Origin of the sequence: Sphingomonas panacis, from assembly GCF_001717955.1 — a bacterium.
Taxonomy (GTDB): Bacteria; Pseudomonadota; Alphaproteobacteria; order Sphingomonadales; family Sphingomonadaceae; genus Sphingomonas; species Sphingomonas panacis.
Genome location: NZ_CP014168.1, coordinates 4,501,858 through 4,516,066, shown reverse-complemented (window position 1 = coordinate 4,516,066; position 14,209 = coordinate 4,501,858). Strand labels below are relative to the sequence as shown.

At 63.3% G+C, this 14,209-nt stretch carries 13 protein-coding genes and 1 pseudogene; 3 read left to right on the top strand and 11 right to left on the bottom strand.

Features of this window, described 5'->3' with window-relative positions; translation table 11 throughout:
- Positions 1 to 441 precede the first annotated feature (441 nt).
- A complete protein-coding gene (locus tag J0A91_RS20915) occupies positions 442 to 837 on the bottom strand; it encodes a VOC family protein (protein ID WP_083224836.1) in 396 nt (131 codons plus the stop codon).
- Between the two features lie 238 nt (positions 838 to 1,075).
- Here J0A91_RS20915 and J0A91_RS20910 point away from each other — a divergent pair, with 238 nt between their 5' ends.
- On the top strand, positions 1,076 to 1,441 hold the full coding sequence (locus J0A91_RS20910; RefSeq protein WP_150127015.1) for a GatB/YqeY domain-containing protein: 366 nt from the start codon (positions 1,076 to 1,078) through the stop codon (positions 1,439 to 1,441).
- Positions 1,442 to 1,635: 194 nt separating this feature from the next.
- On the opposite strand, the gene J0A91_RS20905 is transcribed toward J0A91_RS20910, so the two are convergent.
- The 10 genes and pseudogenes from J0A91_RS20905 to J0A91_RS20865 form a co-directional block, all read right to left on the bottom strand.
- Positions 1,636 to 2,379 (bottom strand): energy transducer TonB family protein, encoded by a 744-nt coding sequence (locus tag J0A91_RS20905; protein WP_169833200.1) that lies wholly within the window; start codon positions 2,377 to 2,379, stop codon positions 1,636 to 1,638.
- Positions 2,380 to 2,625: 246 nt separating this feature from the next.
- Positions 2,626 to 3,717, bottom strand: a complete 1,092-nt coding sequence (locus tag J0A91_RS20900; protein ID WP_069206517.1) for a PepSY-associated TM helix domain-containing protein — start codon at positions 3,715 to 3,717, stop codon at positions 2,626 to 2,628.
- Positions 3,718 to 3,719: 2 nt separating this feature from the next.
- Positions 3,720 to 6,152, bottom strand: coding sequence for a TonB-dependent siderophore receptor (locus tag J0A91_RS20895; protein ID WP_083224834.1), 2,433 nt, complete (start codon positions 6,150 to 6,152; stop codon positions 3,720 to 3,722).
- A 124-nt stretch (positions 6,153 to 6,276) separates the two neighbouring features.
- Entirely contained in the window at positions 6,277 to 6,951 is a 675-nt protein-coding gene (locus J0A91_RS20890) for a FecR family protein (RefSeq protein ID WP_240502110.1), read from the bottom strand.
- 201 nt (positions 6,952 to 7,152) lie between these two features.
- A pseudogene (locus J0A91_RS25290) lies at positions 7,153 to 7,254 on the bottom strand (hypothetical protein); the annotation flags it as partial.
- Between the two features lie 108 nt (positions 7,255 to 7,362).
- Positions 7,363 to 7,875, bottom strand: a complete 513-nt coding sequence (locus J0A91_RS20885) for an RNA polymerase sigma factor (RefSeq protein ID WP_069206515.1) — start codon at positions 7,873 to 7,875, stop codon at positions 7,363 to 7,365.
- A 384-nt stretch (positions 7,876 to 8,259) separates the two neighbouring features.
- Positions 8,260 to 9,090, bottom strand: a complete 831-nt coding sequence (locus tag J0A91_RS20880; RefSeq protein WP_169833199.1) for a trypsin-like serine protease — start codon at positions 9,088 to 9,090, stop codon at positions 8,260 to 8,262.
- A gap of 124 nt (positions 9,091 to 9,214) precedes the next feature.
- Positions 9,215 to 10,693: an ArnT family glycosyltransferase gene (locus tag J0A91_RS20875; protein WP_069206514.1), complete on the bottom strand. Its 1,479-nt coding sequence runs from the start codon at positions 10,691 to 10,693 to the stop codon at positions 9,215 to 9,217.
- A 47-nt stretch (positions 10,694 to 10,740) separates the two neighbouring features.
- A complete protein-coding gene (locus J0A91_RS20870; protein WP_069206513.1) occupies positions 10,741 to 11,481 on the bottom strand; it encodes a DUF4386 domain-containing protein in 741 nt (246 codons plus the stop codon).
- Complete coding sequence (locus J0A91_RS20865) at positions 11,474 to 11,884, bottom strand: DUF6326 family protein (protein WP_276204590.1); 411 nt, start codon at positions 11,882 to 11,884, stop codon at positions 11,474 to 11,476. Before J0A91_RS20865 ends, J0A91_RS20870 begins: the two co-directional genes overlap by 8 nt.
- Before the next feature lie 222 nt (positions 11,885 to 12,106).
- On the opposite strand from J0A91_RS20865, the gene J0A91_RS20860 reads away from it, so the two are divergent.
- Positions 12,107 to 12,979: a S1 family peptidase gene (locus J0A91_RS20860; RefSeq protein ID WP_169833198.1), complete on the top strand. Its 873-nt coding sequence runs from the start codon at positions 12,107 to 12,109 to the stop codon at positions 12,977 to 12,979.
- 38 nt (positions 12,980 to 13,017) lie between these two features.
- Positions 13,018 to 13,977, top strand: coding sequence for an MFS transporter (locus tag J0A91_RS20855; protein WP_069206510.1), 960 nt, complete (start codon positions 13,018 to 13,020; stop codon positions 13,975 to 13,977).
- Positions 13,978 to 14,209: the final 232 nt, after the last annotated feature.

Here is a 14,209-nt window from a genome sequence, read left to right as displayed (position 1 = left end):
GTGCCAAGCCCGGAGATCAGGAGAACAGTTTCCGCGTCGGCGTCGCCGAAATCGTCCCAGGCGAGATCGATGCCATTGGCGTTGATGATATTCAGGGCACAGTTCCTTGAGTGGCGCCTAGCAGCTTTTGAAGATCAGGAACCCGTCGGGCCCGACGCTCCCGCTGCGCGGCGGTCGAGCTACGGCCGATAGCTGTATTCGTTGGCTGAGCAAAGCGAGGGCAATGGATGGTGAACTCGACTGGCGCTGGTGCTGGTGGTGCTGCCTCTAGCACTGCGCTCCCGCCGGCCTGCGGGCGAAGCACTTATCGAGGTTGGCGTTGGCCGTATACGCGTCGAAAGCTGGCATTGAACTCTGAAGTCGCGGTCGCAGCCGGCGCCTGTTCGCTTTCGATCGCTGGCTTACAGCGATAACGGAACTGCCTCCGAAAGCTGAGGAGCGTCAAATTCGCCAGGCCGCGTTCTGGATTACAACCCGATATCCATCGGGGTCCTCGAACGTTCTGCCATGTTGGTCCCAGTAGGGATTAAACGCCGAAACTGCTGAGAAGCCGGCAGCCTCCATTCGGTCCACCGCAGCTTGCCATTCCTCGATGGCGGGCAGGTAGAAGATCGGAAGATGGTCCTGCGTCGGCGCACGCCCGGCGACATGGCCGTGCGCTCGTGTAAATTCCAGATGGTATGGCGCGCCCGGCCGCCCAAGCATAACTCCGTCGAAGCCATCATGATCCTGGAATCTGTCAAGGACATCAAAGCCGAGGCCATTCCGATAGAAGGGAAGCAAGGCTTCCAGGTCATCGGTCGGTCGGGCAACTCGTAGGGTAGGGAAAATGGTCATGGCCACGTGCTACGCCCGAAACAAACTCTACTGCAAGCAACTCTAGAATGCCATTCGGTCGGTTGATGGATGGGCCCCAACAGACATCGCCATGGTGAGATTGTGGTGATCGATGGAGGACGGGCTGATGATGCTTGCCCCGCTGCGGACCAGGGGAGTGGAAGAGTATTGGCATCGCCGCTCGACAGGTGAAGTCGAATCGCTGGCCTGAACAATTTATGTTGGCTAGAACTGAGTTATGAGCGATCAGCATGAACTCGTGGCATGTTTGAGGGGCGACCTGAAAACAGCCATGCGCGACCGACGGACGGCGGAAGTTATGGTGTTGCGCAGTCTGATCGCCGCGGTCGATGACGCGCAGGCTGTTCCGGTAGGCAAGCTGCACGAGACCTATGTCCTCCGGGCATTCGGTGATCCGTCAGTTGAGGTGCCACGGCGAGATCTCGGGCCTGAAGATCTGCGTCAGTTGCTGGAAAGCGAGAGAAATGCCCGAGTGGTGGCCGCCGAGGAATATCGTACCGCAGGCCATTATAGCCGGGCGGACGAATTAATCGCCGCCGCAGAAATTGTCGGCCGTTACCTCAATGGTTCAAATGGCTTCTAGATCTTGGGGCTCAAGCGGAAGGTGCGATTCAGCCAGATATCGCCTCAAGACCGGAGGACGTTCCAAGATCACTCGCCAATCGCAAAGTGGCCTCGCCACTGGGCCGCTTACATCTTCGGGCGCGCCATTGCGATGCTATGCCGATCCGGGACAACTGTAGCAAACGCAGCAGGGTAAGAGATCATCCGACAGGCTCAATGGATCGTGAACTCGACGGGAACGGAAAGCTCGATCTGCTCTGGACGATCCGCCGGAATCCTGGGCAATGGATCGGCCCGCCGGAGCGTCTCGAGTGCGGCCTGGTCAAGCGCCGGGAATCCCGAGCTGCGCACCAAGGACGAACTGAGTACATGCCCTTCGCGGCTGATGCGGAAGCGAATATAGACGACCCCCTGCTGGCGAGCGCTCCGCGCGCTGCCGGGGTATTTTCGGAATTTCTCAAGCCGGGAGAGTACGCGACCTTCCCACGTATCGGCGGTGTTGCTCGATGCCCGGGACCCTTGCGGTGCCGGCGCTGTCTTGGGCGCGGCGGTCTCAGGTTGCGGAGGAGTGGGATCAGCGCGTTCCACCGCCGGCGAGGGCGGTGGCACCGCAATCGTCGGCAGCGGAACGATGGGATGCATCACCGGTTCGGGCTGCGACCGTAGGGGCTTACGCTCGTGCTTCTCGACCGGCTTGGGTGCGTCTTTCGGCTTGGGCGGCGCCTCAGGGGGCGAGGCAAGTGGAAGCAAGGTTACCACCAGCGGGGCCGATGGGGGTTTGGGGGAGGTGGGCCTGTCCTGGAACGATATGAACAGCGCGACTGCCGCTATTGCATAGACAAGGGCAGTGCCGAAAAAGGCGACCACCCGCTGTCCGCGCGGCGGGGCATAGCCGTATCGTACGATCGAGGTCGGCAGCGCGATCGGTGGGCCGTGCGGTTCCAGGTCGGATGTCATGTCGGACGCCATATCGCTCTTCGAAGGCTCAGGACGGGCGAGAGCGAGCATGATCGGGTCTCCTCTTGCGCGAGTTGCGGAAGCGTAGGGCAATGACCGGCAGCGGAAGAGCGAGCGATATCCAGGACAGCCACCGCCAGATACCGGCCCCGCCGATTAACGCCGAGATCAGGCCAAGAAGCGTCAGCATGGCGAGGCTGAGGGGCCAGCCCCATACCGCTAGCAAGGATGATTGCGCGCGCCGGCTCACTCCGCCGCCTCCGACATATGGGTTTGGTCGGATAGACCCACGCGATCGGGCGAACGACGCCGACGACGACGCGCCGCCCAAAGATAAAGTCCACTGCCCAGGACAAGGATCGCCACCAGATCGAGCAAGGCCCAGATCATCTTCAGCGGCAGCCCTCCATAGTCGCCGAAGTGCAGCGGACGGGAAACGTCCAGCGCGCGCAGGTACCAGGGCATCGGCAGGGCTCCGTTTCCTACGGCCGCGCCATTCGCAGCATTCACCGCCACCGGGGCAGTCAATCGCGAGGTGAGGGGCCTCGTGCCTTCACCCCAGACGAGATAATAGCCGGCTATACCGGGAGCGGGGCCGGGGAAGATCACCGTCTCAAAGAGCATGTCGGGCGCGGCGGCTCGGGCACTCGACAGCGCCTGGTCAGGCCCAATCGCTTTTCCGCCTGCCGCGATCTTCGGCAGGAACCCGCCGATCTGCGCACGCCAGAGCGTGAACAGCGGCTTCTCGATGGCGTTCATGAAGCCCGTGACCGCCACGACGGTGAGCCATGCGGCGATGGCTATCCCTGCGACATTATGGCGGTCGAGCCATGCGAGGGGGCGCCCCCGACTTTTGCGGATGTCGCCAAAGGGTCGGTCGCTGGCGAAGGGAGCATAGACCACGACGCCTGAGATAATCGAGATAAGGGCCGTAAGGCCCACGATCGCGATGAACAGGCGACCCAGCAGGCCCGCCAACAACTCACCGTGCAAGGCAAGCAGAATGTCGACGACGCCGGGCGGCTTGGCGGCGCCCGCGTTGGTCGGTTCGCCGGTGCGCCCATCGAACAGCAGGGGACGCCCGCCCCGCCGTTCGCCCAGATAGACGCGACCCTCATCCGAAGCTACCCGCACAAAGGACGGGTCGGTGCCATGCTGCACGACGATCTGGTCCAGCGAAGCCGTCACTGGTGCTGGGGCATGATCCGGTGTGCCCTCAATCTCGTCCGCGAAGATGAGCGGCAGGCCTGTTGCGCACAGGATTAGCAGAAAGAGGGTGCAGGCAAGGCTGCTCCATTCATGAAGCCATCGCCAGCGCCGCAGGGGCCCGCCGCGCATGATCAGAAACCCTTGCGCAGCGTGACTGTAAAGCCGCGCGGTTCGCCATAGACGCTATAGAAACGGGAAGGCAGGCGTGCGTAATAGGTCTTGTCGAAGAGGTTTGTGACGCTAGCCGTCAGCGACCATTGCCGGTTGAGGCGATAGCCGATCTGGGCATCGACCACGGCATAGGCATCCTGCACCGGGCCACCCCGCGAGGTCTTGCTTTGTGCGCGCAGTCCGCCGCCCAACTGGAAGCCAGGCCGATCGGGCGCACCGAAGCGATAGGTGCTCCAGAATTTGAAGCTATGCTTCGGCTCCTCGGTATCGAAGATGCTGCCTTGCCCGCTGTCCGCCTTCAACGTCTTGGTGTCGAGATAGGTGTAGCCGGCAAAGAGGCTCCATCCCGGCAGCACCTCGCCGCTGGCCTCCAATTCGACGCCGCGGCTGCGTACTTTGCCAGCGGCGATGTAATAGGCCGGCGTGCCGGGATGATCGGGATCGAGATAGGCGCGATTGCGGTCAGTCATGGTGAAGAGCGCGCCGGACAGATTGAGTGCGCCGTCCAGTAAGGCGGCCTTAGCGCCGATTTCGAACTGTTCACCGGTGCGGGGTTTCAGCGTTCCGCCGCCATAGACGAGATTGCTCTGCGGCACGAAGATGCTGGCATAGCTTCCGTAGAATGTGACCTGCGACGTCACATTCCAGACCAGGCCAGCAGAGGGCGTGAACTTGGCGTTCACGCCGGGCGCATCGGTGAAGTTGCCCGTCTGGGCGAGGCCCGCCCAGGCCTTGCTGTGATAGCTGGTCAGGCGACCGCCCAGCACCAGCGTCACTGGATCGGCAAGGCTGAAGCGTCCCTGCGCATAGAAGCCATACTGGGTGGTTCGCGTGGCCGATGCGTATGTATCGGGGATCGGCTGTTCGGGGATGTCGATCGCGAAAACGTCGCTGACGCTCGTGCCCACGAAGCCGGACCGGCTCAGGTCGCTGCGCCACGCATAATTGGCGCCGATCAGCAACTGATGGGTACGCCCCAGCAGATGCACCGGGCCGCTGACATTGACGTCGGCGCCGAACCATTCGTCGGTGATGTCCTGGCTCTGCAAGGCATAAGCCGCGCTGTCGTTCAGGTTCACCAGCCCGTTGATGTAGCCGTAAGCGCCTGTGCCATGTTGCCAGCGATAGTTTGCGCTGGCCTTGGCGCTCCAGCCATTGCCGAACTGATGTTCGAGCGAGCTATAGGCCTCCCGGCTTCGCGTGTAGCTGTGCGCCCAATTGACGCCGAAGAAGGAGGAACGCGGCGGGTTGAGGGCCGTGCCGTCGGCCCGCGCGCCGGGACCGTAATCGAAGGGCGCAAGCTTCTGGTCCTGCAGCGTGCCCGACACGGTCCACACCGTCGAAGGATCGAGATCGACGTCGACGATGCCATAGACCAGCCCGTGCCGTTCATGCGTCTCATCGGTGAAGAAGTCCCGATCCTGGCCGCTTGCAACGAGGCGGCCACGGATCGTGCCGGCGGCATCCAGCGGGCCGGTCACGTCCAGATCACCATGGAAAGTGTTCCAGCGCCCACTCATGACACTGCCTGCCCAGCCGAACTCGTCGTGCGGGCGCTTGCGCACAAGGTTGACCGTGCCTGCCGGCTCGCCGGAGCCCTGAAGCAGGCCCGATGGACCGCGCAGCACTTCCACGCGATCGTAAACTGCCAGATCGTACTGGCCGAGATATTGGAGCCCGCTGTTGGCAGGCAGGCCATCGAACTGCACCTCAGCCGGATAGCCGCGGATCTGGAAATAGGCGGTGCCGTCGCCATAGGTGATGGCAGTAACCCCGGTCGCCTGGCGGAGCGCATCTTCCACCGACACCATATTCTGATCGTCCATCCGCTGCCTTGTAACGACCGAAACAGACTGCGGGATCTCCCGCAGATCCTGCGCCGTCTTCCCCGCGACAGTCGCGGCGCGCGCGGCATAGCTGTGGGACCGGTCCGTCGCCGCCCGGTCGGTCTTCGGTGTCGGAATGACGGTCGTAGGCGCGAAGGGTGAGCCCTCGTCCCCGTTGACTCGCAGCGGACCGAGCTCGACGGTCCCCGCATCGGCTGTGGGCGCGCGTTCCAGGGTGAACATGTTCGGCCCGGTTTGACGGTAGGTGAGGCCAGTGCCGGCGAGAATGCGCGAGAGCCCCTCGGCCGCTCCGAAGCTGCCCTTGAGGCCAGGGCTCGACGCGTTCTGGGTCAGCGGCGCATCGTAGATCAGTTCTACATGGGCCTGACGCGCAAACTGGTTGAGAACGCGCGTCAGCGGGCCCGCTGGAATGTCATAGCTGGCGGCGCCCTGGGCGTAGGCGGGTATGGCGCAAAGACCAGTCATCGACAGCGCCGTGGTGGCAAACAGCGCAAGGGCGATACCGCGCGTCGGCCGAACCGGTTGGCGCAGGCAGTTCAATTTCACAGGTAATTCCCCCGATCGTCAAAACCAGATCGAAACGCTCTCTATTGCTAATGCGAGCGGTTCTCATACTTATGACGAATGGGGTGTCCGAAGCGGGACCCTTGCAGCGCAAAAAATTTTGCGGTCAGACAAAAATGAGGATGAGCCTGTCGGTGATATGGATCGAGCGCAGGCCGAGCGAGCGCTGTAATTTGGCAACGGCGCTGGCTGGATTGGAGATGCTGAATACCCCGCTGACGCGACGGTCACGCACCTCCGTGCCGATCACCTGGATGTAGCCGGGATAATAGCGGTTCAGTTCGGCCACGACTTCCCAAAGTGGGCGGTTCTCGAACACGAGCTCGCCTTGCACCCATGCATCGGGTTCGCCGGCTGAGAAGGGCGTGGGCACGCCCCACGGCCTATCAGGGCCGTAGACGAAGCTCTTTCCTTCCGGCAGCGTGACCGCCTCCGCTCCGCTTCGCGGGTACGCGACGCGAACCGTATGCTCGGTGACGGCAACGCGGGTGTCCTCGCCATCCTCGCGGACCACGAACCGCGTGCCGAGCGCCGTGCTGCTGCCGCCACTGGCCTCGACCGTGAACGGGCGCGAGCGATCCGGCGCGACGGTGAAGGCTGCCTCGCCGCGAAGCAACCGCACGATGCGGACGTTCGGCCGGTAGTCGAATGCGACCGCGCTATGCGTGTTGAGGATCACCCGCGATCCGTCCGGCATGGTGAGGGTGCGTTGTTCGCCGGTCGCCGTCACCGCGTCCGCGCGCAGGCGCATCGGCCAGTCCTGGGCGAGACCGATCGCCATGACCGCAACGCATGCGGTCAGCGCGGCAGGCATCCAGGCGTGACGGACGGAGTGATCATTGTCATTGCCGGGTGATCGCCGCGGTAGAGGGGGAAGCGAGGCACGGACATCCGAGGCGGGGTTTACCTCGCCGAGATCGGACCAAACCGCCTCCATTTCCGCGAAGGCGCGGGCATGGAGCGGATCTGCCGCCAGCCATGCTGCCAGCCCCGAATCATCCGACAACAGACCGCTGTCGTGTTCGGCAAACCAGCGCGCCGCCTCATCGGCGATCTCCTTGGGTATCGGATCGTCAGTCGGCACGAATGCGGTCTCCCCCTGGCGCGCGGCGCATGGCCGCTGCTCTGGGCTTTCTAGCTATAAGACGATTGAGAGGGCGTGATCGGGACCGCTGGTCGGGAAAATTCCAGGTCACGCGTCCGGTTCGTCCGTCATCCGGGCATGGCAATGGCGCACAGCGATGCGGACATGCTTGGCCACGGCATTGACTGTTATGCCGAGACGCGCCGCGACTTCATGGGCGGGCAGGCCATCGATGCGGCGCAGGACGAACACCTGCCGGCAGCGCAGAGGCAACTCCTCGAGCACCGCCTCCAGCCGCGCAAGGCGCTCGCGGTCGATCACGCGGCTCTCTGCCGAGGGTTCGTTTGAGGGAGCATCGGTCGGCGGGTCAGCCGCCTCGAACAGCTGATCGTGCCGCCGCGTCCCTCGCGCGTAATCCGTCGCAAGGTTCCCGGCGAGCCGATAGAGGTAGGCACGCTTGTTGAGGATCGGCGGGTCATCCTCGACTCGCTGAACCCGCAACCACAGAGATTGGGTCACATCCTCAGCTGCAGGCAGGCCCACAATCCGCTGCGCCAGCCGCAGCAGCGACGGGCGTTCGGTGAGCAGCAGGCGCGTCAGGGCGATCGCGTTGGTCGGCATGGTGCTCTATCTTAGCGTGATATGCGAATGACTCGCAACAACGCTTTGACACGCTGCCCGCCAATATCCCCATCAATTGACTCGGCGGCAATGCGGAAGCGCGGCTGATACCGTCGCGTCAATCAGTAGGTGTAGGTGTAGCGGCTTGCAATCATAGTGGCGTCTGCTCGCAATCGGAGATGCATGCTCACATTACCCGTTCCGGCTGGATGCCGAGGTCGGGCTCCGCTTATACGCTGGACCGTCCCGTTTCTCCGTCTCCAACGGGCAATTTCGGGAAAGAGCAATCGGGAACATATTTTGGGAAAATGGCCACCTTCTTGCCGTCTGGCGCGTCTTGCGGTGGTCAGCCGTCCCGACCATCCTTCCTTTGCGGGAAGGTCGTCAGCCGTGACCTTTCGAGGCAATGATGCCGTCAATCCAATTGGCGTAGTGCGACAAGCGAACGATATATGCCGTTTCTTCGTACCGCCCGGCGGCATCACCGATGGCGATATGACCACGCGACCATCCCCACGACGTGAGGCCGATCAGTTTCCAGCCGCCATGGTCGCGCATGACAATCGGGCCTCCGCTGTCGCCGCCTCCGAAGATGCCTTCTAGCGGCAAGGCCCGTTTCCCAGTGTCAAACCGATAGGTAAGCCAGTTGCCGTTGGCGCTTTCGATCCGATTTCGCGCGCGATGGAGGGTGGTCCGATGTGTGGCATCGTCGGCGATACCGTCTTTGCCGGTGCCGGTTTGTCCTTTTCCGATTATCTCCACGACATGCCCGACCTCACGATCTCCTCTGTAGATCGAGGCTGGGGTAATATCGGTTACGGGTTCGGACAGCCGGAGCAGCGCCACGTCATCATTGTCGAGGCGTGTCGCCAGTCGGGATGCCTCGCTCTCCCCTTCGCTCTCTCGCACTCGCCGCCAACCGGGGTGGACAATCACTTGCGACACGTTGCGGACTTTTCCTGCAATCGTGACGTGATCGATCGGCATTCTTTGCCATTGGGTAGCGTGGGCGGCGGTGACGACCCAAGAAGGAGCGATCAGAACGCCCTCACCCTCAGTCGGGATATCCGCAAGGGGAAGGAAATAGTCGTCGGAGACCACATAACGGGCATCACGCACGTCATGTCGTCGCACGATGGCAGCGACGGGTGCGACAAGCGTTGATGCGGTGATCGCGACGCCAAGGGTCAGGGCTACTGTCGATCTATATGCCACCCAGTCCTCCGTCAGCCACGCACCGCAATGCGGATTTGCAACTGGTATGGCGCTGGGTGGCTAATCGCCAGCAATTCTCTTTCCACCATCCTAATGGGAAGGCTTACCGGCTCAAGCCGCTGATCTACGAGTATAGTTTAAGCTGAGGCCAGAGATTGCCGAGCGATGGCTTCACGCCTTCGCACAGTGCGATCACCTTGCCGTTCTCGAACGCCATCGCATAGCGCGAGCTTGTGGTGCCGAGCAGCGTCGCCTTGCGGCAATAAGGTCGCAGCCCCACCATGTCGTCCTGGATCGACAGCACGTTGGCCGGGTGCTGACCGCGTAGGCCCCACAGGAAATACTGGTTGTGCCCGCTGACAACGGGCGGCAGCCCCTTGCCGTAGAGGTCGAGGGCGGCGGCCTCGCCATAGTTCTCGACCTTGATCGCGGTGGCGGCGCGCTCTGTCGGCGGGATGCGCTGCCATGCCGCCTCGACCTGATGGACGTAATCGTGCCAGCCGAGCTGGTCCGCCATGACCTGAGGCAGCACGGTGCCCTTAAAACTGCGCTCCTGTTGCTGCGGCGCGAACCCGGTTCGCTGGATATAATCCTCAAGGACCGGCGGGGAGAGGATCGGGAGCGCCAGCGGTGCGGCGAGTGCGGATAGGGCAATTGCAGCCGTGATGCCACTTGCGACTACGATCCCGCCGATGCGGGTGCGCACCAGTGGCGCGAGGGCAACCGCGCCGATCGCGAACAGCGTCGGATAGAGCGGCGAGAGGTAATAGTCCTTGCCGTGCCCCATCCGTACGATGGCGACCACCACGACCGCGGCGATCACCAGAAAGCGAAGATCGCGTAAGCGTCGCACGGTAAAGGGCGCGACCAGTCCGGTGATCCACAGCGGCGCGAAGGCCGGGTTCATCACCAGCACCTGATTGGCCAGGAACGGCAGGGCGGCGATGTCGGCGTTCTTGCCTTTGGCCGCGGCGCCGAGTTCCAGGAATGGGAAGCCGTGCGCCCATTGCCAAAGGAACGATGGCGCCGCGATGACGGCCGCGAGCGCCGCCCCGATCCAGAAGGAAGGTCGCAGCAGCACCCGGCGTTCCGCCGTCAGGAGCAGGCCGAGCGTCAGCCCGACCATCCAGAACAGCATGGAATACTTCACCTGCAACGCCAGTCCGGCGACCAGGCCGGCGAGGATCAGCGCGCGATCGTCGCCCTCGCGGTTCGCCGTGACGACGAGCCAGGCGACGGCGGTCCAGGCCAGCGGATCGAACGCCGACGTGTTCAGCGTTGCCGTCAGCCCCATCAGCATCGGTGCGATCGCGCAGGCGAGGCCGGCAAGGGCCTGCGATCGCCCGTCCCCGCCTAGCGACCGGGCGAAGCGCATCACCAGCCACACCAGTGCGCCAGCCGCAATGGCGGTCGGTATGCGTAAGCCTTGTGCGCCCAGGCCGAGCCTGTAGAGTGATGCGGCCAGCAGCGGCACGGCCGGCGGCTGATCGACATAGCCGAAGGCTGGATGGTGGCCGCAGACGATGAAGTAGAGTTCGTCGCGGAACAGGTCGTAGCGACCGCCGAGCGCCAGATGCAGGGCAGCGACGATCAAGGCCGCCAACAGCGCCGCGGTATCTGCCGATCGGAGGCGGGAAACCGGACCGTGCGTCAAGCGCGATGCCCTTGCCGAGCGGCCTGTGGCATCCGGGTCGCCCGGCCGGGCGTCCCGCGCGCGCCGAACACCAGCAGCCACAGCGCCAGCGCCGCCTCCCCGATCAGCGTCGGGTCCATGATGTGTGGCGACAGCGTGTGGGCGAAGGCCGGCGCCGCAAGGTCGGCGACGCTGTTGAGGATGTAGCAGACGCCGGCCAGTGCCATCAGTCCGCCGATCGCCTTGGGCAGGAAGCCGCTGCGCCACGCCAGCCAACCCAGCATCACGCAGTAGATGCCGAAGAACACGAGGCTCACGTCGTAACCGTCGCCATGCACCTTCAGCGCGAGCAGTGCCGCCGCCTCGCGCTGGGGAGCACCCAGCGCCGAAAGGTAAGGTGCCGTTGCCAGTAACCGCAGCGGGGCGAGTAGCAGGAGGGTGTCGGCGGCAAGTACCGCGATCCCGATCAGGCTGAAGGCCGCCGCCATCCGCGACACGCCGGCGTGGACGGGGCGGAACACGTCGAGGAACAGCGCCGTCACGCCGACATAGCAGCCCAGCATCGCGAGATCGGCGGCGATGCCGGCTCGGAATAGCGGCTCTTCGGCCAGGATAGCGCGCGCCGTGGCGGCGGCATCGCTGCCGACGATCAGCGGCCCCCGCGCACCCACCTCCGCGAACAGGCCGAACATGATCGTGCCGAGATACAGCGCGCCGGCGAGCCGCGCGACGGAGGGTGAAGGCACCGCCTCAGCCACGGCGCATCTCCCGCGGCCAACGGATCGCGACGGCGGTAATCGTCAGCGTCAGCGCCATTTCGATCGCCGCCAGCACCTTGTAGAACGGCTCGGAGCCGGGGAGGCTGACCGCCATGATCGCGGTATAGAACAGGCCCAGAACGATGCAAGCCCAGCGGCAGATGGACGCCGGCAGCAGCAGCGACAGCGCGATCATCAGGCTCGGGATGGCCATCATCAGGGATACGCCGGTGAGGACGCCGGGCGTCGCATGGCCGAGCGGTCCCATGGTGCCGTGGCTCATGTCCGCCAGCGTGCCGGCGACGTAGAGGCCGAAATAGTCGCCGTAGATGTAGCAGAACATCGTGGACGCCCATAGCGCCGCCAGCTTCAATTTGGCCGGCGCTCGATACTCCTCTAACACCACAAGCTTTCCCTTAACTGTGTTGCGACCCTAACACAGCCGTATCGCTGCCGCAATGATACGTGGTGGCAGTGGGATTCCCATTTCGGCATCCTCGTGCGAAGGTCTCGATCGTCTCGCTGGCGGTTCCTTTGCGGGAAGGGAAGCGATCAACGCCGTATGTACGATCCCAGCCCGATCGCCTATCGATTGGCGAAAGATTAAAAGGGCAAAGGGGTGTTTGTGGAGAAGCTGGCTTGGCTCGTTGTGCCGTTGACGCTGATCGCCGTGGATGCCGACGCGATTGTTATTCGCCACACCTTGCATGACGCGCAATATCGCGTTGATCCGCAGACCATTCCCGCGTTGGCAGACTTGCCCGACGAAGGGCATGGCACCCTAATTGCCCCGCGCTGGATCGTTACTGCCGCTCATGCCGTAAGCATGATGCAGATGATGCCCGAGGAGAGGTATGTAACACTTAAGGGTAAGAGGCGGGCAGTCAGCCGCATCATCGTGTATCCGGATTATCCGGCTGCGCGAGATGGTTGGCAAAAGCTGTTCGGCGGGCTCAAGACAGCGAAACCGGATGCTTTTGCAGCACAATATATCAAAGCAATGACCGACATGCACGACATTGCTCTGCTGGAGCTTGCCGAACCCGTGACTGACGTGATGCCGATGCCGGTCTACTGGGGCAACGCCAAGCCGGGAACGTTAAGCACGGTATATGGCGCGGGAGCGACGGGGACCGACATTGCTGGCGTACCCGATGATGCCAGTCATCGGACGCAATTGCGGCGAGCAGAAAACCGGCTGACCCGGACCGATGGGCAGTGGCTTCGCTTCGCCTTCGATTGTGGTGCTCACGCCCCGCTGCTTAGTGGCGCAACGGCAGGTGGGGACAGCGGTGGTCCGGTCACGATCGATGTGTCCGGACGCAAATACCTCGCCGGAATCACTCACGGCCTCGATGCTACTCTTGCCGAGGAAAAGAGGATCGTGCCGCAGATGCAGGATGGTTCGTTCCGCATGGGTCTATGCGGACAAACCTTCGCGGCTACGCGGGTAGCTTTCTACAAGGCGTGGCTCGATCGAACGATTGCTGGGAACTGACGCCATTTTCCCAAAATACCATCCCAAACGGGACGACATTGGCCGATGCCCTCAAACTCGCCTGGATGGCTTGGCATACCGACCTCGCCTCCACCCTGATCGGCGCCGGCTTCCTCAGCATCCTGTTCGCGATCGGCGGAACGGCGAGCTTCGCCCTCAATCCCGTTCCGGCCGCGGGGCTGGGCATGACGCTGCCGCGGGCCAATGCCGTGCTGGAGTTCGTGCGGAGCGCAGGGATGCTGGCCGGGCCGGTCGCGGGCGGTGCGATGGTGGCGTGGGGCGGGACCGGAAATGCTCTTCTGATCGATGCGGCGAGCTTTGCGCTGCTTGCCGCCGTCGTGCTGGGCAGCGGCCTGCGTCGTCCCGTCGAAACGGAAGCGAGCGGCGGAATCCGGCCGCTGCTATCGGAATATCTGCCGGTGCTGCGGGATCGCAGGGTCACGGTGATGGTCGGCGCGCTGACGCTAGAGGTCTATGCGACCGCAATTGCAGACGCGGCGTTCGTGTTTCTCGTCACCGTGTCGCTGGCGGCAGGTCCGACTGCGTTCGGCCTGCTGACCGCCTGCTGGGCGGGCGGAATGACAGTGGGAGCCGCTGCGTCGGGCACGATCACGATGCCGCGCCCGGCCCTCATCGCATTCGCGGCCGGGGTTGTGATGGGAGGGATGATGCTCGCGATCGGTGTTGCCGGCATGACGATGATGGCCGGGCTCGTCCTGGTAGGGGTCGCGTTCGTCATCGGCGGTGCAGCGAACAGCGTTCACAACGTCGCGGTTCGAACGATGCTGCAGCGGGAGGTGCCTGCGGGCGCGCATGGCAAGGTTGCGGCGATTTACGGTTCCACAACCAGCACTGCCAGCATCCTGGGTTATATAACCGGCGGTCTGTTCACGCCGAATAGCGCAATCAATACCTACGTTCTTGGCGGCGCGCTTGGCGTTCTCGCGGGGCTGGCAGGATGGCTGCTCTTTGCATTCGCAAAGCCTAGATGTGCCTGACCGAAGACCGTCAGGTCGTGCCGTTGTCGCGCAGAGTGAGCAGGTTCATTTCGATTGCAAGCACCTTGGGATGATTGCGAGAACAGTGTCAAAGAGCGTGAGCAGCGCTGCGGGTCCAGTATCCGCTAATCCGAGCAAAAATCGGTGCTAATTGCGAGCAGAGGCAGCTACGATTGCTAGCGCCTACATGTAGGGCTGAACGCGGCTCTATTGACGGTAATAGGATTCACGG

Excerpts from the sequence above, each read along its gene's own strand:
- J0A91_RS20915 (WP_083224836.1), bottom strand. The coding sequence starts at position 837 with ATGACCATTTTCCCTACCCTACGAGTTGCCCGACCGACCGATGACCTG.
- J0A91_RS20900 (WP_069206517.1), bottom strand. The coding sequence starts at position 3,717 with ATGCGCGGCGGGCCCCTGCGGCGCTGGCGATGGCTTCATGAATGGAGC.
- J0A91_RS20885 (WP_069206515.1), bottom strand. The coding sequence starts at position 7,875 with ATGCCGACCAACGCGATCGCCCTGACGCGCCTGCTGCTCACCGAACGC.
- J0A91_RS20910 (WP_150127015.1), top strand. The coding sequence starts at position 1,076 with ATGAGCGATCAGCATGAACTCGTGGCATGTTTGAGGGGCGACCTGAAA.
- J0A91_RS20890 (WP_240502110.1), bottom strand. The coding sequence starts at position 6,951 with ATGGCGATCGGTCTCGCCCAGGACTGGCCGATGCGCCTGCGCGCGGAC.
- J0A91_RS20905 (WP_169833200.1), bottom strand. The coding sequence starts at position 2,379 with ATGACATCCGACCTGGAACCGCACGGCCCACCGATCGCGCTGCCGACC.